This is a genomic window from Serratia sp. 1D1416, from assembly GCF_003641105.1.
In the GTDB taxonomy this organism is placed as follows: domain Bacteria; phylum Pseudomonadota; class Gammaproteobacteria; order Enterobacterales; family Enterobacteriaceae; genus Serratia; species Serratia ficaria.
In genome coordinates this window covers 536,507-557,211 of sequence record NZ_CP032738.1, presented here as the reverse complement: position 1 = coordinate 557,211, position 20,705 = coordinate 536,507, and the positions used below count along the sequence as shown (strand labels likewise).

The following is a 20,705-nucleotide window of genomic DNA, read 5'->3' as shown; positions in this document are numbered from 1 at the left end:
CGCCTTACTTGAGTTAACAGGAGAGTCCCCATGACCGGTTCCCCGAACGGAATGCTGTTTGTCGCAACAGATGTCGCCGCGCAGGACGAGGCGGATTTCAATCAGTGGTACGACCGTGAGCACGTCGAAGAGCGGGTGCGGGTGCCCGGCTTTTTATCCGGTACTCGCTATCAGGCGCTGCAGGGCGGGCGTAAATATCTGGGGCTGTATAAAACCGAATCGCTGGCCAGCTTCACCACCGCAGCCTACCGCGCCGCTTTCCAACACCAGACGCCGTGGTCGGTGGCCAGCCTGGACAAGATGCGCAACCCGATGCGCCGGGTGTGTGCGGTTGAGGCCGTAACCGGCCAGGGCTGCGGCAGCCATCTGGGCGTTATCACCCTGGCGCCGGCGGCGCCGGAGGCATTGCGCGCCAGCGTCGCCGCGCTGGGCGCGCAGTTGGCCGAACAGCCCGGCTTTGTGCGCAGCAGCCTGTTGACGCCGGACGCCGAGCTCAGCTCGCCGCTGCCGAAAGAATCCCGCGAGAACCGCCGGCTGCTGCCGATGCTGCTGATCGAAAGCAGCGGCGCCGAGGCCGGCCAGCGCCTGACCGAGCAGGCCTGCCTCACGTTGAAAATCCCCGCCGGCGACGCCTGGCATTACGCCCTTGGCTGGCAACTGACCGTACAGGAGCTGACATCATGAGCGCATCCACCACAGAAACGCCAATGGCCTCGTCGGCCAAAGCGCAGGCCGCCAACCCGCCGAATACCGGCAAACTGGCGGCGGCCAGCTCGATCGGCACCGCGCTGGAATGGTATGACTTCACCGTTTACAACATCATGGCGGCGTTGATCTTCAACCACGTGTTCTTCCCGTCGTTCGATCCGCTGGTGGGCACCATTCTGGCGTTCTCCACCTATGCTGTCGGCTATGTTTCCCGGCCGATCGGCGGCATCGTGTTCGGCCACCTCGGCGACGTGCTGGGGCGGCGCTTCGTGCTGGTCACCACCCTGGTGATCATGGGGGTGACCACCGCGCTGATGGGGCTGCTGCCGGGTTACGCCAGCTGGGGCATCTGGAGCCCGCTGCTGCTGGTGACGCTGCGCTTTATCCAGGGCATCGCGCTGGGCGGCGAGTGGGCGGGGCGGTGCTGCTGTCGATGGAGCACGGCAAACCGCATCAGCGCGGGCGCAACGCCTCCTTTGCGCAGGTGGGACCTTCCTGCGGCACGCTGATAGGCACCGGTTTGATCACGCTGGTGACGGTGGCGATGTCGGCGGATGATTTCCAGCTGTGGGGCTGGCGCATTCCGTTCCTGCTCAGCCTGGTGCTGGTGATCTTCGGCCTGTGGCTGCGCCGCGGGGTGGGCGAGACGCCGGCGTTTCTGCAGCTGGAGGCGTCGAAAGACGTTACCCAGGCGCCGATCCGCGAGGTGTTCAGCCAGCATATGCGCCCGCTGCTGATCGCCGGCGGCTCGCGCATCGGTTCCGACGTGCTCTATGCGCTGGTGGTGGTATTTACCCTGACCTACGTCACCACCGTACTGAATCTGCCGCGCCCGCTGGCGCTGGCCGCCACCATGCTGGGGGCGATCGGCAACGCCATTACCGTGCCGATGTTCGGCGCGCTGTCGGATCGCTTCGGCCGCCGTCCGGTATACATCGGCGGGGCGCTGGCGGCGATGGCGTGGGCGTTTGTCTTCTTCGTGCTGCTCGACAGCACGCAGCCGGTGCTGATCTGCACGGCGGTGGTGGTCGGCCTGCTGATCCACGCGGCGATGTACGGCCCGCAGGCGGCGTTTATCACCGAGCAGTTCCCGACCCGGGTGCGCTATGCCGGGTCATCGCTGGCCTATACGCTGGCGGGGATCCTGGGCGGCGGTTTCGCCCCGCTGATCATCGCGTCGCTGTTCAAGTCCTATAACAGCACGCTGGCGATCTCGGCCTACGTGGTGGTGGCGCTGCTGATTACGCTGTGGGCGGTGCTGGCCGCGCGGGAAACGGCGCATAAGCCGTTGTAAGCAAGAAGGCTGCAGCCGCGGCGCTGCAGCCCGATGCGCTTACTTCAGCCAGCCTTTGCGCTGCGCATCCTGCAGGTGCTGCAGCAGATGGTGCCACAGTTCGGGATAGATCTCGGCGATCAGGGTGTTGCGCGACAGCACCTGCTCCAGGCTGATGCCGTTTTCTACCCAGCTCTGGCCTTCATTGTGCAGGTTCATCAGCATCGGCATGGTGCGGTCCAGCACCAGCGCAAAGCGCGCATCGGCGCTCTCGCCGTCTTCATATTCCTGCCATAAAGCGGTGAAATACTCGCGTTGAGCGTCCGGCAACATGCCGAACAGCCGCCGCGCCGCCGCCACTTCCTGATCGTGGATCGCCGCGCGGGCCGCCAGATCGTAAACCAGCACGTCGCCGGCGTCGATTTCCACGATGTCGTGCAGCAGCGCCATCTGGATCACCCGCTGAATGTCCACGCCTTCACCGGCATAGGGCGCCAGGCTGAGCGCGGCGACGGCGAAGTGCCAGCTGTGCTCGGCGGAGTTTTCCTGACGCTGGGTGCCCAGCACCTTGGTGCGGCGTTGCACGCTTTTCAACTTGTCGATTTCCATCAGGAACTGAATGACCTGGGTCATGGAGCCGAAATCTAACGCGGGTACAGCGGATGACATGGTGTAAACCTCGTGGTGGGTGGGTTGAAGCCTGACGATTGTAGACCAGTGGGCGGGGGATTTCGATGGTTACACGCGTTCACAGTTTTATTTTAGCGTACACGTGTACACTGGAATTATTCTCAGTTAAGCTGTTTTGCGTTAATTTCGAACAATGCAGGGCGTTTTGAGGGTTTGTGTTTTATGGGAAAAACGGGCGTAGTGAAAGCCGGGAGCGAAAAGAGTGCCGCCGCAGCCTATCCGTGGGCGGAGGAAATAGCCAACAGCATCAGCCACGGCATCGGGCTGGTATTCGGCATCGTCGGGCTGGTATTGCTGCTGGTGCAGGCGGTGGACACCGGTGCCGATATGACGGCCATCACCAGTTACAGCCTGTACGGCGGCAGCATGATCCTGCTGTATCTCGCTTCCACGCTGTACCACGCCATCCCGCATCAGAAAGCCAAGCACTGGCTGAAAAAGTTTGACCACTGCGCCATTTATCTACTGATTGCCGGCACTTACACGCCATTTTTGCTGGTGGGGCTGAACTCGCCGCTGGCCAAGGGCCTGATGGCGGTAATCTGGGGATTGGCGCTGCTGGGGGTGTTGTTCAAGCTGGCTTTTGCCCACCGTTTTGAAGCGCTGTCGCTGGTGACCTATCTGACCATGGGCTGGCTGTCGCTGATCGTGATTTATCAGCTGGCGACGCGGCTGGACATCGGCGGCGTCACCCTGCTGGCGGTTGGCGGGTTGGTTTATACCCTGGGGGTGATTTTCTACGCCTCCAAACGCTTCCGCTTCGGCCACGCCATCTGGCACGGCTTCGTGCTCGGCGGCAGCGTCTGCCACTTCATGGCGATTTATCTGTACGTCTGATCCCGCCGCAATCCCATCTTATACAGGATTCATCAATACCTGGCAGGTCGGGTTTACGTCGATCGGCGGGGAGTGGCTCGGCATGTGGATGTCGCCGCAATGGAACGGCGTGCCCAGCGCGTTTCGCTTCTTTGTCACCATTATTCTGGTGCTGATCTATCTGGTGCAGCGCGACGGAGAATTGGACGAGTAAAAAGCGGCAGCGGGCGGGCGCCTGCTGCCGGGGGATTATTTTTCTTCGGCCAGCGAATAGGGCAGCGGCTTGATCGCCAGCTGGCTGGCGGCGTCATCGCGCACCCGCAGCTTGCTGTCGGCTGCCAGATCGTTGTTCATCACCACCTGTACCCACAGCGTGCCGTCGGCCAGTTGGCTGGCGGCCAGCACGGTGCCGGTGCGGCGCCAATTCTCACCCAGCTGCAGTTCCAGATCTTCCGCCGGCTGCGGCGTGCGCCCGGCCTTGCCTTCCAGCCAGTACAGCGCGCGTTTGTTGGCGCCGCGGAACTTGGCGCGCGCCACCATTTCCTGACCGGTATAGCAACCCTTGCTGAAGCTGATGCCCTGCAGCGCCTGCAGGTTGGTGGCCTGCGGTATCAGCTGCGCGCTGTTGGCGCTGTCGATAATCGGGTAACCGGCTTCGATATCCAGCGCCAACCATTGGCCGCTGTCGTTCAGCTCGGCCTGTTCATGCAGTTTGGCCACCAGCCGTTCGGCAACGGCGGCGGTGGTCGCCAGCAGGAAACGCTCCGCCGGCAGGGCGAAGTGCAGCAGGGTGGTGTCGCCGTCCTGCACTACCTGATGATCGGCATCCGGCAGGGCGTTGAACAGGCCCGCCAGCGCCGCGCGCGCCTGGAAACCGGCCACGCCGAGCAGTACCGCGTCGTTGTCGGCGGCGATGGTGATTTTGGAAAACACCGCGTATTTCTTGATTTCCGCCAGCTGGCTGTCCAGCACGCTGCGGCGCTCCAGATAGGCGAAGCCCTCGCCGCGGTGGAACAGGCGCAGGTTGCTCCACATTTTGCCCTTGGCGTCGCAGTGGCCGCACAGCACGTGCTGGTCCGCCGCCAGCGCGTCGATATCCGCCGTCACCTGGCCCTGAAGGTATTTAACCGTATCTGGCCCATTCAGCGTCACCAGCGCCCAGTCTTCCAGCGAGATCAGGGTCAGGGGCAGATGGGTGGAGGCGGAAGGCTGACGGGGTGGGAATGGAATGTTATACGCCATAGTAAGATCCTGCTTAACGTTTAGCTTACCTGAGGGTGTGTTAAGCCCATGGTAAAAGAGGCGGCGGGCTTTGCAAACTGTTATTCGCGCCGCGGCGCCCGGCAGCGCTTTTTTTGACATTTCACGCTTTATTGCGTTTACGCACAGAACGTCCTTCCCGGCGAGTATGTCAAATTGTTACTCTATAGGCTTGCGGCCAAGGGCGACCCCTTGCAGACAGATCCCTGGCCGATGGAATTATATCGCGACGGCGTTGCCATACAGTGTGTCCTTTGAACCCTGCGCTGGCGAGGCCGCGCTGAAAAGAGGTTAGTCATAACAACATGGATATTAATAACAAAGCACGTATTCACTGGGCCTGCCGCCGCGGCATGCGCGAGTTGGACATCTCCATCATGCCGTTCTTCGAATACGAGTACGACCAGCTGAATGATACCGACAAGGCGCTGTTTATCCGCCTGCTGGAGTGTGACGATCCCGATCTGTTCAACTGGCTGATGAATCATGGCGCGCCGCAGGACAGCGAGCTGCAGAGAATGGTGACCCTGATCCAAACGCGAAATAAAGACCGTGGCCCAGTGGCGATGTGACGTCCGCATTTCCTGGCGCACCCAGTTATTTTCGCTGCTGACGCACGGCATTCTGATACTGCTGATCCTGATTTCGCCATGGCCGGAAGGCTACGGGCCGATCTGGCTGGTGCTGTTGACGCTGGTGGTGTTTCAATGCATCCGCAGCCAGAAGCGCATCGCCGCGGCGCAGGGAGAACTGCGCCTGCTGGCGGACCGGCGTTTCAGCTGGCACGGCCGCGAATGGCGGTTGGCGAAAAAGCCCTGGATGCTCGGCTACGGCATGCTGCTGACGCTGCAGCCGCTGGCGGGCAAAAAGCGCCGCCGGCTGTGGCTGGCCTCGGACAGCATGGGTAAGGAAGAGTGGCGGCATCTGCGCCAGCTGTTGCTGTATCCGCCGGCCGGCGATGACGAGGACGCCTGATGAAACCCCTGCTCTGGCTGGTGGAAGATGAGCCCAGTATCGCCGATACGCTGATTTACACCCTGGAGAGCGAAGGCTTTCAGGTGCGCTGGTTCGAACGCGGAGAACCGGCGCTGCAGGCGTTGGCGCAGGGGGCACCGGCGCTGGCGATCCTCGACGTCGGCTTGCCGGACATCAACGGATTCGAACTGTGCCGCCGCCTGCTGGCTCAAGCGGCGGAGTTGCCGGTGCTGTTCCTGACCGCCCGCAGCGATGAGGTAGACCGGCTGATCGGGCTGGAGATCGGCGCCGACGACTACGTCGCCAAACCCTTTTCCCCGCGCGAAGTCAGCGCCCGGGTGCGCACCATTCTGCGCCGTCTGCACAAGCAGCAGCGCCTGCAGCAGGCCGCGCCGTATCATTTCGGCCCCTTCATGCTCGACGAACAGGCGGCGACCATCAGTTACCATCAGCGGCCGCTGTCGCTGACCCGCTACGAATTTTTACTGCTGAAAACCTTGCTGCTGGCGCCCGGGCGGGTGTTCTCGCGCCAGCAGTTGATGGACTGCGTCTGGGCGCAGGCGGAAGAGAGCCTGGATCGCACCGTCGATACCCACATCAAAACGCTGCGCGCCAAGCTGCGCGCGGTGGATCCCGGCGAACCGCCGATTCATACCCATCGCGGACTGGGCTACAGCGTGAGCCGCCAGCCATGAAAATTGGCCTGCGGCTGCTGCTGGGATACTTCCTGATCGTGGCGGTGGCGGGCTATTTCGTACTGAGCATCTTTGTGCAGGAGGTGAAGCCCGGCGTGCGCCGCGCCACCGAAGGCACCTTGGTCGACACCGCCAACCTGCTGGCGCAGATCGCGCGGCAGGACATGCGGCGGGGCGATGCGTCGCACGGCCAGCTGGCGCAGGCTTTCTCCCAATTGAACCAGCGGCCGATCGGCGCCAATATCGCCGGCATTCGCAAGGATCGCAGCGAATATCACGCGTATCTCACCGATGCGCGCGGCAGGGTGATTTTCGATTCCGCCGGCCGGGCGCAGGGGCAGGACTACTCGCGCTGGAACGACGTTCACCTGACGCTGCGCGGCCAGTACGGCGCCCGCAGCACGCGCAGCGATCCGCAGGACGAGAACAGCTCGGTGATGTACGTGGCCGCGCCGGTGATCGAACAGGGTAAAATCATCGGCGTGCTCAGCGTCGGCAAGCCCAACAGCACCATGGCGCCGGTGATCAAGCGCAGCGAACGGCGCATTCTGTGGGCCGGTGCGCTGCTGTTGGGGATTGCCTTGCTGATAGGCCTGGCCTTCGTCTGGTGGATCAACCGTTCGATTGGCCGGCTGGTGCGCTACGCCGACGGCGTGGCGCAGGGCGAAGACGCGCCGCTGCCCAACATGGGCGGCCGCGAGCTGGCCCAGCTGGCGCAGGCGCTGGAAAGCATGCGGCTGAAGCTGGAGGGCAAAGCCTACATCGAACAATACGTGCATACCCTGACCCACGAACTGAAAAGCCCGCTGGCGGCGATACGCGGCGCGGCGGAACTGCTGCAGGAGCTGCCGCCGCCGGCGACCGCCCGGCGTTTTCTGACCAATATCGAACAGCAGAGCGCGCGCATTCAGCAACTGGTGGACAAGCTGCTGGTGCAGGCGCGGCTGGAGAGCCGGCCGGAGCTGGATCTGGCGCCGGTGGCGATCGCGGCGCTGGTGCGCCAGGCGGCGGCCGGCAAGGAAGCGCAGGCGGCGCAGCGCCAGGTGCGGTTGCAGGTAGAGGCGCTGGCCGAGGCGACGCTGAACGGCGATGCGCTGCTGCTCAGCCAGGCGCTGACCAACCTGCTGGATAACGCGCTCGACTTCACGCCGCCGGGCGGTACGATCCGCGTGCGCGGCGAACGGCGGGAGCAGCGCTATCGAATCATGGTTTGCGACGACGGCAGCGGCATTCCTGACTACGCGATCGGTAAGGTGTTCGAACGCTTCTATTCGCTGGCGCGCGCCGATCGGCCGAAAAGCAGCGGTCTGGGGCTGAATTTCGTGCAGGAAGTGGCGCGCCTGCATCGCGGCGGCATCAGCCTGCATAATCGCCGGCCGCACGGCGTAGAGGCCATCTTCACTTTATCGCTGTGACTTCACCGTCCCTTCACACAACCACATCCTGATTTCACCGGCGGGTTTTATCGTGGCGCTATTACCTACAAGGAGCGCACATGATGAAATCGGTATTGTTTTGGAAAATAGCCACCCTGCTGGGCCTGATGATCCTGATGATTATCCCCATCAGCCAGTTGATGAACGTGATTGAAGAGCGCAGCGGCTATCGCCAAAGCGTGGTCGGCCAGGTGAGCGAAAGCACCAGCCGGGCGCAGCGCATTCTCGGCCCGCTGATCGTCATCCCCTATACCGAACGGGAAGAGAAACAGGACGACCAAGGGCAAAAGGTGGTGCAGCGGGTGCGGCATCATCGCTATTTGCTGCCGGAAACCCTGCAGGTCGCCGGCACGCCGAACGTAGAGGCGCGCAGGCTGGGCATCTATCAGACTCAGGTTTATCAGGGGCCGCTGAACTTCAAGGTGCAGTTCGGTCAGCCCGATCTGGCGGACCTGCAGCGCAGCAACGTCACCGTCGGCCGGCCGTTCCTGCTGGTGGCGCTGAGCGATTCGCGCGGCATCAAGAGCATTTCCCCGCTGGGCGGGCCGCAGCCGGTGGCGTTTGAGCCCGGTACCGGCGTCAACGGCTTGCCGCAGGGCATTCATGCGCCCTTGACGCTGGCGATGCTGCAAAAAGAGGGCTGAGCGCCGACTTCACCCTGACGCTGGCGGGCACCAGCAGCCTGTCGCTGGTGCCGCTGGGCCGCAGCAGCGAGCTGCGGCTGCAGAGCAACTGGCCGCACCCGAACTTCCTCGGCAATTTCCTGCCGGATGAGCGCAAGATCACGGAGCGGGGCTTCAGCGCCCGCTGGCGCAGCACCTGGTTCGCCAACAATATCAACAGCGCTTTCCATTACGACGATGGCATCCTCGATGAGGACAAACTGCCGGCGTTCAGCGCCAGCCTGATCGAACCGGTCGATCATTACCAACTGACCGAGCGCGCGGTGAAGTACGCGGTGCTGTTCATCGGCCTGACGTTTATGGCGTTCTTCCTGTTCGAAACCCTGACCGGCCTGCGGGTGCACCCGATCCAGTATCTGCTGGTCGGTGCGGCGCTGGTGCTGTTTTACCTGATCTTGCTGGCTTTTTCCGAGCATCTCGGCTTTGCCGTCGCCTATCTGTTGGCCGGCATCGCCTGCAGCGGACTGATCGCCTTCTATCTGAGCGCGGTGTTGCGCGGCAAGCTGCGCGGCGCGCTGTTCGCCGCCAGCCTGTTGCTGTTGTATGGCGTGCTGTATCTGCTGCTGCAGTCGGAAGATAACGCGCTGGCGCTGGGGGCCGGGCTGTTGTTCGCTATTCTGGCGGGGATCATGCTGTTGACGCGCAAGCTGGACTGGTATCGGGTGGCCGATCCGGCGCGCCTGGCGGGGGACGCGGCGACCGGCGGCGAACAGCGTTTCCGGCTGTGGAAGTAAGCCGGGGGGTCGGGCGCGCCGAACGCGCCCGGGGCCGCTACAGCAGCGGCTCCATCTCCAGCAGGATCTGTTCGCACCATTGCTGCAGGCGGTCTTCGCTCATGTCGTACTGATTGACCTCGTCGAGCGCCAGGCCGACAAAGTGTTTGCCGTCGGCGCTCAGCGGTTTGGGGCTGGTGAACTCAAAGCCGTCGATTGGCCAGAAGCCGATAAACTGTACGCCCAGCGGCGCGATCTGATCGTGCAGCATGCCCAGCGCATCCAGGAACCATTCCCCGTAGCCCAGCTGATCGCCCATGCCGTACATGGCGACGATCTTGCCTTTCAGATCCAGCGCCGCCAGCTGCGGCCAAATCGCCTCCCAGTCTTCCTGCAGCTCGCCGAAATCCCAGGTCGGGATACCGAGGATCAGGATGGAATAGTCTTCCATCAACTGGGGGGAGACGTCTTTCAGGTTGTGCAGGTCGACCAGGTCTTCACCCAGAATCTCACGGATTTTTTCTGCCGCCATCTCGGTGTAGCAGGTGCTGGAGCCGTAAAACAGACCAATCTTCATGTTTAAACCGTTATGTTGCCGTTCATAGAATTACCGCGAGTGTACCAGATTTGCGCCGGCTTAAGGCATAATGGCGCGGGTGGAAACGCAACAAAGAGAGGACCGCGTGCAACAGCAAGACCATACGCTGATTGAACAATTCCTGGATGCGCTGTGGCTCGAGCGCAATCTGGCGGAAAATACGCTGGCCTCTTATCGGCTGGATTTGCAGGCGCTGGTCGCCTGGCTTAACCATCACCAGACCCCGCTGCTGCAGGCGGAAGCGCTGGATCTGCAGGCGTTCCTCGCCGAACGGGTGGACGGCGGCTACAAGGCCACCAGCTCCGCGCGCCTGCTGAGCGCCATGCGCCGCCTGTTCCAGTATCTGTACCGCGAGAAGCTGCGCGAAGACGACCCGACCGCGCTGCTGGCTTCGCCGAAGCTGCCGCAGCGGTTGCCGAAGGATCTGAGCGAAGCGCAGGTCGACGCCCTGCTGCAGGCTCCCTGCGTCGATCAGCCGCTGGAGCTGCGCGACAAGGCGATGCTCGAAGTGCTCTACGCCACCGGCCTGCGGGTTTCCGAACTGGTCGGGCTGACCCTCAGCGACGTCAGCCTGCGGCAGGGCGTGGTGCGGGTGATCGGCAAGGGCAACAAAGAGCGGCTGGTGCCGCTGGGCGAAGAGGCGGTGTACTGGATCGAAAACTATCTGGAACACGGCCGCCCCTGGCTGGTCAACGGGCAGACGCTGGACGTGCTGTTCCCCAGCAACCGCTGCCAGCAAATGACCCGACAGACGTTCTGGCATCGCATCAAACACTATGCGATCCTTGCCGGCATCGACAGCGAACGTTTGTCGCCGCACGTGTTGCGCCACGCGTTCGCCACCCATTTGCTGAACCATGGGGCCGATCTCCGTGTCGTACAGATGTTATTGGGGCACAGCGATCTCTCCACTACGCAAATTTATACTCATGTAGCGACCGAACGACTGAAACAGCTACATCAACAGCATCACCCGCGCGCCTAGACGCGCCGGGTTCGAAAGGATTGGAACAATGAAAAAAGGTTTAATGCTGCTCTCCCTGCTGGTGGCTTCGGTATCCGGCGCGGCACACGCCGATGACGCGGCCATCAAAAAAGCCCTCGGCAGCCTGGGCATTCAGCAGGCGGACGTGCAGCCTTCACCGGTCAGCGGCCTGAAAACCGTGCTGACCGACAGCGGCGTGCTGTACGTATCCGAAGACGGCAAACATATTCTGCAGGGCCCGCTGTACGACGTCAGCGGCAAAGAGCCGGTGAACGTGACCAATCAGCTGCTGGGCACCAAGCTGGATGCGCTGAAAGATCAGATGATCGTCTACAAGGCGCCGAAGGAAAAACACGTGATCACCGTGTTTACCGACATTACCTGCGGCTATTGCCACAAGCTGCATCAGCAGATGAAAGAGTATAACGATCTGGGCATTACCGTGCGTTATCTGGCGTTCCCGCGCCAGGGGCTGGAGTCTCAGGCCGAGAAAGACATGCAGTCGATCTGGTGCACCGCCGACAAGGCCAAGGCGTTTGACGCCGCCATGAAGGGCGACGCGGTGTCTCCGGCGACCTGCAAAACCGACATCGGCAAACACTACGCGCTGGGCGTGCAGTTCGGCATTCAGGGCACTCCGGCGATCATTCTGGAGAACGGCATGATGATCCCCGGCTATCAGGGGCCGAAAGAGCTGGCCGCCATGCTGGATGCGCATCAGGCCGCCACCAAAGCCGGTGGTTAATCGCCGGTGAGCATGAAAACGCAACTACGCCGCCGACCGGCGGCGGACGAAAGCCACCTGCCAGCCAGCCTGCCTCCGCTGCTGCGCCGTTTATACGCGCTGCGCGGCGTGCAGGGCGAACAGGAACTGGAGCGCAGCGTCAAGGGCATGCTGCCCTGGCAGCAGCTGGACGGCATCGACGACGCCGTCGGCATTCTGCAGCAGGCGCTGGCCGACCGGCGGCGCATCATGGTGGTGGGCGACTTCGACGCCGACGGCGCCACCAGCACCGCGCTGACGGTGCTGGCGCTGCGCAGCATGGGCGGCGGCGACGTCGATTATCTGGTGCCGAACCGCTTCGAAGACGGCTACGGCCTGAGCCCCGAAGTGGTGGAACAGGCGGCGGCGCGCGGCGCGCAACTGATCCTGACCGTCGATAACGGCATCTCTTCGCACGCCGGGGTCGACGTGGCGCACGCCAAGGGCATGCAGGTGCTGGTGACCGATCACCACCTGCCGGGCGACACCCTGCCGGCGGCCGAGGCGATCGTGAACCCCAACCTGCGCGGCTGTGAGTTCCCGTCCAAATCGCTGGCCGGGGTGGGCGTCGCCTTTTATCTGATGCTGGCGCTGCGCGCCCGGCTGCGCGACGGCGGTTGGTTCGAGCAGCGCGCCCTGGCGATGCCCAATCTGGCTGAACTGCTGGATCTGGTGGCGCTGGGTACGGTTGCCGACGTGGTGCCGCTGGACGCCAACAACCGCATTCTGGTGTATCAGGGGCTAAACCGCATCCGCGCCGGCAAATGCCGGCCGGGCATCCGCGCGCTGCTGGAGGTCGCCAACCGCGACGCGCGCCAGCTGGCGGCCAACGATCTCGGCTTTGCGCTCGGCCCGCGGCTCAACGCCGCCGGACGGCTGGACGACATGTCGGTGGGGGTGGCGCTGCTGCTGAGCGACGACATCGCGCAGGCGCGCATGCTGGCCAACGATCTTGACGCGTTGAATCAAACGCGGCGCGAGATTGAGCAGGGCATGCAGGTGGAAGCGCTGCAGCTGTGCGACCAGCTGGAGCGCACCAGCACCGAACTGCCTTACGGCCTGGCGATGTACCATCCGGAATGGCATCAGGGCGTGGTGGGCATTCTGGCTTCGCGCATCAAAGAACGTTTTCACCGCCCGGTGATCGCCTTCGCTCCGGCGGGGGACGGCATTTTGAAGGGCTCCGGCCGTTCGGTGGCCGGCCTGCACATGCGCGACGCGCTGGAGCGGCTGGATACGCTGAATCCCGGCCTGATGATGAAATTCGGCGGCCATGCGATGGCGGCCGGGCTATCGCTGGAAGAGGCCAAATTCGACGAGTTTCGCCAGCGCTTCGGCGAGCTGGTGGGCGAGTGGCTCGATCCGGCGATGCTGGAAGGGGTGATTTGGTCCGACGGCGAGCTGGCGATGCAGGAGCTGTCGTTGACCACGGCGGAGCTGCTGCGCGAGGGCGGCCCCTGGGGCCAGGCGTTCCCGGAGCCGACCTTCGACGGCAGGTTCCGCATCCTGCAGCAGCGGCTGGTGGGCGAGAAGCACCTGAAGCTGATGGTGGAGCCGCTCGGCGGCGGCCCGCTGCTCGACGGCATCGCCTTCAACGTGGACACCGCGCTGTGGCCGGACAGCAGCGTGCGCGAGGTGGAGTTGGCCTACAAGCTCGACGTCAACGAGTTCCGCGGCAACCGCAACGTGCAATTGCTGATCCAGCATCTTTGGCCGCGCTGACACTTGTCCTCTATCATCCGGGGTTTGGCAAAGCCAGCCCCGGCTTCCTTTCCGATCGCCACAAAAACTGAGCAACTCGCTATAAACTGCCGCCCGGATCCGTTAGAATTACCGGTTCCAATGGCATTTCGCCATCGACGACATCAACGTAAAAGAACGCAAAAACCATGTTTGAAATTAATCCGGTAAAAAACCGAATTCAGGACCTGTCCGAGCGGACTGCCGTTCTTAGGGGGTATCTTTGACTATGATGCCAAGAAAGAACGCCTAGAAGAAGTCAACGCCGAGCTGGAACAGCCTGACGTCTGGAACGAACCCGAGCGCGCACAGGCGCTGGGCAAAGAGCGCGCGGCGCTGGAAGCCATCGTTGAAACCATCGACCAACTGGAGCAGGGCGGCGAAGACGTCAGCGGCCTGCTGGAATTGGCGGTGGAAGCCGACGATGAAGAAACCTTCAACGAAGCGGGCGCCGAGCTCGATCTGCTGATGGCCAAGCTGGATCAGCTGGAATTCCGCCGCATGTTCTCCGGCGAATACGACAGCGCCGACTGCTACCTGGATATCCAGGCCGGTTCCGGCGGCACCGAAGCGCAGGACTGGGCCAGCATGCTGCTGCGCATGTATCTGCGCTGGGCCGAGGCCAAAGGCTTCAAGACCGAAGTGATCGAAGAGTCCGACGGCGACGTGGCGGGCCTGAAATCCGCCACCATCAAGATTATCGGCGACTACGCGTTCGGCTGGTTGCGCACTGAAACCGGCGTGCACCGCCTGGTGCGCAAGAGCCCGTTCGATTCCGGCGGCCGTCGTCATACCTCGTTCAGCTCGGTGTTCATCTACCCGGAAGTGGACGACGATATCGATATCGAAATCAACCCGGCGGACCTGCGTATCGACGTTTACCGCGCCTCCGGTGCTGGCGGCCAGCACGTAAACAAAACCGAATCCGCGGTGCGTATTACCCACCTGCCAACCAATATCGTGGTGCAGTGCCAGAACGACCGTTCTCAGCATAAGAACAAGGATCAAGCGTTTAAACAGCTGCGAGCCAAGCTGTACGAGTTTGAGATGCAAAAGAAAAATGCTGATAAACAGACGATGGAAGACAACAAGTCCGACATCGGTTGGGGCAGCCAGATCCGCTCTTACGTGCTGGACGACTCCCGCATCAAGGATTTGCGCACCAACGTTGAAACGCGTAACACGCAGGCCGTACTGGATGGCGACCTGGACAAATTCATTGAGGCAAGTTTGAAAGCCGGGTTATGAGGAACAGAAATGTCTGAGCAACAACCACAGGGCGCCGATCAGGCGCTGGATCTCAATAACGAGCTGCAGTCCCGCCGCGAGAAGCTGGCCGGCCTGCGCGACAACGGCATTGCGTTCCCGAACGATTTCCGTCGCGACGCCACGTCTGACAAGCTGCACGCCGCTTATGACGACAAAGAAAACGAAGAGCTGGAAGCGCTGGGCGTAGAAGTCACCGTGGCGGGCCGCATGATGACCCGCCGCATCATGGGCAAGGCATCGTTCGTCACCCTGCAGGACGTGGGCGGCCGCATTCAGCTGTATGTGGCGCGCGACGATCTGGCCGAAGGCGTCTACAACGAGCAGTTCAAGAAGTGGGACCTGGGCGATATCCTCGGCGCGCGCGGCAAGCTGTTCAAAACCAAGACCGGCGAACTGTCGATCCATTGTACCGAACTGCGCCTGCTGACCAAGGCCCTGCGCCCGCTGCCGGACAAGTTTCACGGCCTGGCCGATCAGGAAACCCGTTATCGCCAGCGTTACCTGGACCTGATCGCCAACGAAGAATCGCGCAACACCTTCAAGGTGCGTTCTCAGGTGATGGCGGCGATCCGCAACTTCATGGTGGAACGCGGCTTCATGGAGGTCGAAACCCCCATGATGCAGGTGATCCCGGGTGGCGCCTCCGCGCGTCCGTTCATCACCCACCACAATGCGCTGGACATCGACATGTACCTGCGCATCGCGCCGGAACTGTATCTGAAGCGCCTGGTGGTCGGCGGCTTTGAGCGGGTGTTCGAAATCAACCGCAACTTCCGCAACGAAGGCGTTTCCCCGCGCCATAACCCAGAGTTCACCATGATGGAACTCTATATGGCCTACGCGGATTACAAAGACCTGATCGAGCTGACCGAATCGCTGTTCCGCACCCTGACCGAGAAAGTGCTGGGCAACAGCCAGGTGCAGTACGGCGACGAAGTGTTCGATTTCGGCAAGCCGTTTGAAAAGCTGACCATGACCGAGGCCATCAAGAAATACCGTCCGGAAACCGATCTGGCAGACCTGGCCGACATGGGTAAAGCGGTGGCCATCGCCGAATCCATCGGCATCAAGGTTGAGAAGAGCTGGGGTCTGGGCCGCGTAGTGACCGAGATCTTCGAAGAGGTGGCGGAAAGCCATCTGATTCAGCCGACCTTCATCACCGAGTACCCGGCGGAAGTGTCTCCGCTGGCGCGCCGTAACGACGTGAACCCGGAAATCACCGACCGCTTCGAGTTCTTCATCGGCGGCCGTGAAATCGGCAACGGCTTCTCCGAGCTGAACGACGCCGAAGATCAGGCGCAGCGCTTCGCCGACCAGGTGAACGCCAAAGACGCCGGCGACGACGAAGCGATGTTCTACGACGAAGACTACGTGACCGCGCTGGAGCACGGCCTGCCGCCGACCGCAGGTCTGGGCATCGGTATCGACCGCATGGTGATGCTGTTCACCAACAGCCACACCATCCGCGACGTGATTCTGTTCCCGGCGATGCGCCCGCAGAAGTAACCTCGCTTAGCGTGAAAAAACCGGCACGGGCGACTGTGCCGGTTTTTTTTCGCTGCGATAACGGGCCGGCACGCTAACTGCTTAAAACATCGGCAGTTACGCGCCATCTTCGCTTGCCCGGTGCCGATAACCGGTTATAATGCCAGTCGCACACCGATGCGGGTGTAGTTCAATGGTAGAACGGCAGCTTCCCAAGCTGCATACGAGGGTTCGATTCCCTTCACCCGCTCCAAGTTCTCTTTTAGCTACACTATCCAGCTAAAATAGCCCTCTACAGAGGCGTTGCCTCTCTGATTGTTACCATTGAACTACACGCTCACCTGTCGCGACAGGTGTGTTGATTGGTTAGAGATCATACCCTCTTGCTGGCAGTAGCTCCACCTCTCAAACTGCGATAATCCAACTTGATAGACGATGCCGCCAATCACGGCTTAAAACCTCTCTAAAGCTCATAGTGTAAGTATCCCGCATAATCGAACCATTCACTTTTAGAGATCTTCCGGCATACTCAATCTGCCAAACGAAGGAGATCGCTATGCGTAAAGCCCATTTTACTGAGTATCAGCTCATCGCCGTGATTAAGTCCGTTGAAGCCGGACGAACTGTTAAGGATGTTTGCCGCGAGGTCGGTATCTCTGAGGCGACTTACTACAACTGGAAATCTAAATCCTGGCTTATAGACGTGCAGGATTCGAAGGCAGAGAATTTCGCCTTAAGTTACTCCTCCATATAGACTTCCTGGGCCAAGTCCGTGCATGCCAGGGTCTTGACCTTGCCCTTGAAGTTGGTTTTAAAGCGGCCCCTTTGTAGCCGCACCCTGCCACTACCGAATCTCATTCACATACATAAAGTGATCCGTGCTAAACCTGTGGTGCGCCATGATCACCGGCACGGCGCTTTGATCAAACGACACTTCGTCGATCACCATCACCGCATGCGGGGCTTCGAGTTCCAGCCATTTCAGATCGTCGGCATCGGCCATTTCTGCGATCAGCTGCTCGCGCACGGCCGCCACGCGGACGCCGTACTTTTCCAGCAGAAAACGGTACAGCAGCGAAGGCAAATCACCGGCGGCAGGGAAGTCCGGCAGGCGTTCAGCCGGTAACACCAGCCGTTCGTGCATGGCGGGAATGCCTTTAACCCGACGTAAACGACGGATGCGGATAACCGGTGCACCGTCGTCAATTTGCAGCTTTTCGGCTTCACGGGCGCTGGCCTGACCTGTCTGATGATCGAGCAAAATAGTCTCGGAATTCAGCAGCGCCCCATCGCGGCCATGCAGGCGGAAATACTGGAAAAAATAACTGAGATTGTGCAGCGGTGCCCAACCGGTGACGACGGTGCCGGTCTTGCGACGCCGCATCAGCATGCCTTCCGTTGTCAGCGCCGAGAGCGCTTTTCGTACCGTACCCACCGAAACCCCGAAGTCCGTTGCCAGCGCGTTTTCGCTCGGCAAAACCGTGCCCGGCGGCAGCTCGCCAATCAGGATGGATTCGCTGATGTGACGTTTCACCACTTCATATAACGGCGCGGATTCCCTTTCGCTTAACCGGCCAAAAGGAGAAGCGTCCTGCTCTGCTTTATTTTGTTGTGTCATACCTGATTACCTATTGACCTGAATGGGTATCTGTTTTATCTATAAACTATATAGAAATATAGTGAGGCGAGTATAGCATGTCGTGCGAAGGAAGTTTGCAAATTGCGCTGGACTCCATCCGGCAGGACGAAGCCGCCATTTTACAGGATCTCAGCCAGATGCTGGCAGTCGATACCTGCTTCCCGCCGGGTACCGGTTATCCGGCATTTGCCAGCCTGATGGAGTCTTTGCTCGAACCCATGGGGTTTTCCTGCCAGCGCGTCAGTGTGCCGGAAAATTTATGGCAAACACCGGACGGCGGCGCGCAGGGCGAGCGGGTCAATGTGATTGCTACATTGCCGGGCAGTGCGGCGGAAGCCTGTAATCTCTATTTCCACGTCGATACCGTACCCGCTGGCGATGGCTGGAATCACCCGCCGCTGGCGCTGACCTGTGCGGACGGCAAACTGATCGGTCGCGGTGCCGCTGATATGAAAGGCACGATTGTGGCAACGCTCGCGGCCATTCGCGCCGCGCAACGCCACGCACTGGCACTGAAATTTAATCCGGTTTTGCTGTTGTGTACCGATGAGGAAGGCGGCTTGTATCCCGGCGTGCGGTATCTGGCGGAACAAAAATTATTTTCCGGCCACATGCTCAGCTTTAACGGCGGGGCGGTGCCGCGTATCTGGGGCGGCTGTTTCGGCAGCATCGACCTCAAAATTTGTATCACCGGCCGTTCTGCGCATTCCGGCGACCCGGTCGGTGGCATTAATGCTATTGAAGAAAGCCTGCCGCTGATGAATGCGCTGCACGCGCTGAAACTCGATGTCGAACAACGTGCCTCCGCCATGCCTGCGCCGCCACATTTCGAAGGGCGTCCGCTTACGTCACGTCTCACGCTGGCTGCCGCGCAGGGGGGGAGCAAAGGTTCAACCCTACCCGCACGCTTTGAACTGCTGGTTAACCGCCGCTATTCGCCGGAAGAACCGTTTGAAATCGTCCTTAAAGAGCTCACGGATTGTATCGGGCAGGCAATGAAAGGCTCCGCGGCGCTGGCGGTGGAATATCACCTGATCGGCCATCTGGCACCGGTCAGTGATCCAACCGGTCCGCATTGGCCACGCTGGCTCGCGGCACTTAGCCGGGGTTTCGGCTTTCGCGCAAACGATTTCGCTGTCTGGGGTTCTTCCACCAGTTCCGATATGGGCTGGGTTCAGCAGGCAGGCATTCAGGAAATTCTACTCGGCGGACTCGCCCGGCCGGAAAACCGTATCCATGCATCGGACGAATACACAACGATGCAGGACGTCGTCGCGTTATCGCAATCAATTCTTGCTTATTTAGCGGCCGATTTTACTCCCACGGAAAATTCGCCAATCCAGGGCTTTTCGAATCCCGCAGAGAGGGTTTAATAATGTGTGCAATGAAAGGCGTTAACCGCCGTCAGTTTATCGCAGGAACCACCATTCTCGCCGGCGCGGCGATGTTGCCGTGGTCGGGTCATGTTTCCGCTGCCGTGTCCAGCGCCACCGGTTCCAGCGGTTCACCGCGCAAAGGCGGCGTACTGCGCATCAGTGTTGACCAGGCGGCAGGCATGCTTAATCCGCAGCAGGCGCGCGTCAATCCGGAATATCTGATAGCAGAATTGCTGTACAGCGGCCTGACCCGCCTGACGCAGGACATGAAAGCCGAAGCGGATTTAGCCGAGTCCTGGAAAGTCAACGATGACCTGACGCAGTGGACCTTTATCCTGCGCAAAAACCTCAGTTTCCACGACGGTTCTGCCTGCACCTCTGCTGACGTTGTGGCCAGCCTGAATGCCATTCTCGACCCGAACAATGCCTCACCCGGCCAGCACAATATCGGCCCGATCAAAACCGTGACCGCACCGGATGCCGGCACCGTAGTGATTGGCACCGACGGCCCTTATGCCGATCTGCCGGTAATGCTGGCGTATCCCGATGCGAAGATTATTCCTGCGGCGATTGCGGGCGGACAGCTTGAGCGCCTGAGCAAAGAGGCCATCGGCACGGGGCCATTCAGACTGGTGTCGTTTGACCCTGAGCGCCTGATTGTGGTTGAGCGCAATCCGCATTATTACGATCCGTCGCGCCCGCATCTGGACCGCGTTGAAGTGGTGGTCTATCCGGATGCCATTGCTGAAGGCTCGGCGCTGATTGCCGGTGACACCGATCTGATGCTTTCCGCCGCCTCTACCGAATTTGCACGGCTGTCCAAATCCTCCGGCATAGTGCCGCTGCGCGTGCCGTCCGGTCAGTTCCTCAACGTGAACATGGGGTGTGACACCAAACCATTCAATGATGTGCGCGTGCGTCAGGCGCTGGCGCTGTGTGTGGATCGCAAAGCCACGGTGGATTTTGTTGCCGAAGGCTACGGCACGGCAGGTAACGATACCCCGCTCAACACGGCCTATCCGTATTACCTGAATGAGCCGCTGAAAGAGCCGGATTACGCCAAAGCCAAAGCGTTGCTGAAAGACGCCGGTTATCCCGACGGATTAGATCTGACGCTGATCGCTTCTGATAAACCGTCCACCCGCACCCAGCTTGGGATTGCGTTGCGTGAAATGGCCAAACCGGGCGGTTTTCGCATTAACGTGCAGACGATGGCACACAGCACGTATCTCGATCAGGTGTGGAAAAAAGGCAATTTTTATGTCGGTTTCTACAACATGCAGCCAACGCCTGACGCCGTTTTTTCCCTGCTTTACACCTCGACGGCCTCCTGGAACGAAACCCGCTGGAACAACGCCGAATTCGATGCCGCGGTGAAAGCGGCGCGTGAAACCGCCGATCCGGCAAAACGTACCGAACTGTACGGCAGGGCGCAAAAACTGATGCACGACGATGTGCCGTCGCTGATCCCGGTGTTCTTCGATTTGCTGGCAGCAGGGCGCGATTACGTCGCCGGTTATCGGCTGCATCCGCGTGGTGCGGTGTTCCGTCTTGATCATGTGTGGCTGACGGCGAAAGCCCCGACCCGAAAATAGCAGGGG

18 protein-coding genes, 1 tRNA gene and 3 pseudogenes are annotated in these 20,705 nt (G+C 61.1%); 18 read left to right on the top strand and 4 right to left on the bottom strand.

Features of this window, described 5'->3' with window-relative positions:
- Positions 1 to 30: 30 nt before the first annotated feature.
- Together D7I37_RS02685 and D7I37_RS02680 are read left to right on the top strand one after the other, a co-directional pair.
- On the top strand, positions 31 to 684 hold the full coding sequence (locus tag D7I37_RS02685; RefSeq protein WP_061796970.1) for a DUF4286 family protein: 654 nt from the start codon (positions 31 to 33) through the stop codon (positions 682 to 684).
- A pseudogene (locus tag D7I37_RS02680) lies at positions 681 to 2,002 on the top strand (MFS transporter). The gene D7I37_RS02685 and the pseudogene D7I37_RS02680 overlap by 4 nt, the downstream one beginning before the upstream one ends.
- Before the next feature lie 39 nt (positions 2,003 to 2,041).
- Here the strand turns inward: D7I37_RS02680 and D7I37_RS02675 are convergent.
- Positions 2,042 to 2,650: an HD family hydrolase gene (locus D7I37_RS02675; RefSeq protein WP_061796951.1), complete on the bottom strand. Its 609-nt coding sequence runs from the start codon at positions 2,648 to 2,650 to the stop codon at positions 2,042 to 2,044.
- 183 nt (positions 2,651 to 2,833) lie between these two features.
- On the opposite strand from D7I37_RS02675, the gene D7I37_RS02670 reads away from it, so the two are divergent.
- Complete coding sequence (locus tag D7I37_RS02670; protein ID WP_061796950.1) at positions 2,834 to 3,508, top strand: hemolysin III family protein; 675 nt, start codon at positions 2,834 to 2,836, stop codon at positions 3,506 to 3,508.
- A gap of 25 nt (positions 3,509 to 3,533) precedes the next feature.
- Positions 3,534 to 3,701: pseudogene (locus tag D7I37_RS02665) on the top strand (DUF2165 family protein); the annotation flags it as partial.
- Between the two features lie 35 nt (positions 3,702 to 3,736).
- Here the strand turns inward: D7I37_RS02665 and ygfZ are convergent.
- Positions 3,737 to 4,729 (bottom strand): tRNA-modifying protein YgfZ, encoded by a 993-nt coding sequence (gene ygfZ / locus D7I37_RS02660; protein WP_061796947.1) that lies wholly within the window; start codon positions 4,727 to 4,729, stop codon positions 3,737 to 3,739.
- A gap of 323 nt (positions 4,730 to 5,052) precedes the next feature.
- Between ygfZ and sdhE the strand changes: the two genes are divergently transcribed.
- The 5 genes and pseudogenes from sdhE (at position 5,053) to creD (ending at position 9,270) form a co-directional block, all read left to right on the top strand.
- Positions 5,053 to 5,319 carry an FAD assembly factor SdhE gene (gene sdhE, locus D7I37_RS02655; protein ID WP_061796946.1) on the top strand — a complete coding sequence of 89 codons (267 nt, stop codon included), beginning with the start codon at positions 5,053 to 5,055 and terminating at the stop codon, positions 5,317 to 5,319.
- Positions 5,300 to 5,722 carry a protein YgfX gene (locus tag D7I37_RS02650; protein WP_061796944.1) on the top strand — a complete coding sequence of 141 codons (423 nt, stop codon included), beginning with the start codon at positions 5,300 to 5,302 and terminating at the stop codon, positions 5,720 to 5,722. The genes sdhE and D7I37_RS02650 overlap by 20 nt, the downstream gene beginning before the upstream one ends.
- Positions 5,722 to 6,417 carry a two-component system response regulator CreB gene (gene creB, locus D7I37_RS02645; RefSeq protein WP_061796942.1) on the top strand — a complete coding sequence of 232 codons (696 nt, stop codon included), beginning with the start codon at positions 5,722 to 5,724 and terminating at the stop codon, positions 6,415 to 6,417. The genes D7I37_RS02650 and creB overlap by 1 nt, the downstream gene beginning before the upstream one ends.
- Complete coding sequence (gene creC / locus D7I37_RS02640) at positions 6,414 to 7,832, top strand: two-component system sensor histidine kinase CreC (RefSeq protein ID WP_095099103.1); 1,419 nt, start codon at positions 6,414 to 6,416, stop codon at positions 7,830 to 7,832. The genes creB and creC overlap by 4 nt, the downstream gene beginning before the upstream one ends.
- An 80-nt stretch (positions 7,833 to 7,912) precedes the next feature.
- Positions 7,913 to 9,270: pseudogene (creD, locus tag D7I37_RS02635) on the top strand (cell envelope integrity protein CreD).
- A gap of 37 nt (positions 9,271 to 9,307) precedes the next feature.
- Here creD and fldB read toward each other — a convergent pair.
- Positions 9,308 to 9,826 carry a flavodoxin FldB gene (gene fldB, locus D7I37_RS02630; RefSeq protein ID WP_061796935.1) on the bottom strand — a complete coding sequence of 173 codons (519 nt, stop codon included), beginning with the start codon at positions 9,824 to 9,826 and terminating at the stop codon, positions 9,308 to 9,310.
- Positions 9,827 to 9,932: 106 nt separating this feature from the next.
- On the opposite strand from fldB, the gene xerD reads away from it, so the two are divergent.
- From xerD to D7I37_RS02595, 7 genes are all read left to right on the top strand, one after another.
- Positions 9,933 to 10,832: a site-specific tyrosine recombinase XerD gene (gene xerD / locus D7I37_RS02625; RefSeq protein ID WP_095100284.1), complete on the top strand. Its 900-nt coding sequence runs from the start codon at positions 9,933 to 9,935 to the stop codon at positions 10,830 to 10,832.
- 28 nt (positions 10,833 to 10,860) lie between these two features.
- Positions 10,861 to 11,577, top strand: a complete 717-nt coding sequence (gene dsbC / locus D7I37_RS02620) for a bifunctional protein-disulfide isomerase/oxidoreductase DsbC (RefSeq protein ID WP_061796933.1) — start codon at positions 10,861 to 10,863, stop codon at positions 11,575 to 11,577.
- Between the two features lie 6 nt (positions 11,578 to 11,583).
- A complete protein-coding gene (recJ, locus tag D7I37_RS02615) occupies positions 11,584 to 13,317 on the top strand; it encodes a single-stranded-DNA-specific exonuclease RecJ (RefSeq protein ID WP_095099097.1) in 1,734 nt (577 codons plus the stop codon).
- Positions 13,318 to 13,484: 167 nt separating this feature from the next.
- A protein-coding gene (gene prfB / locus D7I37_RS02610) for a peptide chain release factor 2 (RefSeq protein WP_115939790.1) occupies positions 13,485 to 14,583 on the top strand; the annotation gives its coding sequence in 2 pieces (ribosomal slippage) (positions 13,485 to 13,559 and positions 13,561 to 14,583; 1,098 coding nt in all).
- A 9-nt stretch (positions 14,584 to 14,592) separates the two neighbouring features.
- Positions 14,593 to 16,110: a lysine--tRNA ligase gene (lysS, locus tag D7I37_RS02605; protein WP_061796927.1), complete on the top strand. Its 1,518-nt coding sequence runs from the start codon at positions 14,593 to 14,595 to the stop codon at positions 16,108 to 16,110.
- A gap of 158 nt (positions 16,111 to 16,268) precedes the next feature.
- Positions 16,269 to 16,342, top strand: a tRNA-Gly gene (locus D7I37_RS02600).
- Positions 16,343 to 16,645: 303 nt separating this feature from the next.
- Positions 16,646 to 16,843, top strand: coding sequence for a transposase (locus D7I37_RS02595; RefSeq protein ID WP_129543281.1), 198 nt, complete (start codon positions 16,646 to 16,648; stop codon positions 16,841 to 16,843).
- Between the two features lie 90 nt (positions 16,844 to 16,933).
- Here the strand turns inward: D7I37_RS02595 and D7I37_RS02590 are convergent, their stop codons facing one another.
- Positions 16,934 to 17,707 (bottom strand): GntR family transcriptional regulator, encoded by a 774-nt coding sequence (locus D7I37_RS02590; protein ID WP_129543280.1) that lies wholly within the window; start codon positions 17,705 to 17,707, stop codon positions 16,934 to 16,936.
- A gap of 77 nt (positions 17,708 to 17,784) precedes the next feature.
- Between D7I37_RS02590 and D7I37_RS02585 the strand changes: the two genes are divergently transcribed.
- Together D7I37_RS02585 and D7I37_RS02580 are read left to right on the top strand one after the other, a co-directional pair.
- Positions 17,785 to 19,101, top strand: a complete 1,317-nt coding sequence (locus D7I37_RS02585) for a M20 family metallopeptidase (protein ID WP_129543279.1) — start codon at positions 17,785 to 17,787, stop codon at positions 19,099 to 19,101.
- Between the two features lie 2 nt (positions 19,102 to 19,103).
- The gene (locus D7I37_RS02580; protein WP_129543278.1) at positions 19,104 to 20,699 is read left to right on the top strand and encodes an ABC transporter substrate-binding protein; all 1,596 of its coding nucleotides are present in this window, start codon (positions 19,104 to 19,106) and stop codon (positions 20,697 to 20,699) included.
- Positions 20,700 to 20,705 lie beyond the last annotated feature (6 nt).

Excerpts from the sequence above, each read along its gene's own strand:
- D7I37_RS02685 (WP_061796970.1), top strand. The coding sequence starts at position 31 with ATGACCGGTTCCCCGAACGGAATGCTGTTTGTCGCAACAGATGTCGCC.
- D7I37_RS02675 (WP_061796951.1), bottom strand. The coding sequence starts at position 2,650 with ATGTCATCCGCTGTACCCGCGTTAGATTTCGGCTCCATGACCCAGGTC.
- D7I37_RS02670 (WP_061796950.1), top strand. The coding sequence starts at position 2,834 with ATGGGAAAAACGGGCGTAGTGAAAGCCGGGAGCGAAAAGAGTGCCGCC.
- ygfZ (WP_061796947.1), bottom strand. The coding sequence starts at position 4,729 with ATGGCGTATAACATTCCATTCCCACCCCGTCAGCCTTCCGCCTCCACC.
- sdhE (WP_061796946.1), top strand. The coding sequence starts at position 5,053 with ATGGATATTAATAACAAAGCACGTATTCACTGGGCCTGCCGCCGCGGC.
- creB (WP_061796942.1), top strand. The coding sequence starts at position 5,722 with ATGAAACCCCTGCTCTGGCTGGTGGAAGATGAGCCCAGTATCGCCGAT.
- creC (WP_095099103.1), top strand. The coding sequence starts at position 6,414 with ATGAAAATTGGCCTGCGGCTGCTGCTGGGATACTTCCTGATCGTGGCG.
- fldB (WP_061796935.1), bottom strand. The coding sequence starts at position 9,826 with ATGAAGATTGGTCTGTTTTACGGCTCCAGCACCTGCTACACCGAGATG.
- dsbC (WP_061796933.1), top strand. The coding sequence starts at position 10,861 with ATGAAAAAAGGTTTAATGCTGCTCTCCCTGCTGGTGGCTTCGGTATCC.
- lysS (WP_061796927.1), top strand. The coding sequence starts at position 14,593 with ATGTCTGAGCAACAACCACAGGGCGCCGATCAGGCGCTGGATCTCAAT.
- D7I37_RS02595 (WP_129543281.1), top strand. The coding sequence starts at position 16,646 with ATGCGTAAAGCCCATTTTACTGAGTATCAGCTCATCGCCGTGATTAAG.
- D7I37_RS02590 (WP_129543280.1), bottom strand. The coding sequence starts at position 17,707 with ATGACACAACAAAATAAAGCAGAGCAGGACGCTTCTCCTTTTGGCCGG.
- D7I37_RS02585 (WP_129543279.1), top strand. The coding sequence starts at position 17,785 with ATGTCGTGCGAAGGAAGTTTGCAAATTGCGCTGGACTCCATCCGGCAG.
- D7I37_RS02580 (WP_129543278.1), top strand. The coding sequence starts at position 19,104 with ATGTGTGCAATGAAAGGCGTTAACCGCCGTCAGTTTATCGCAGGAACC.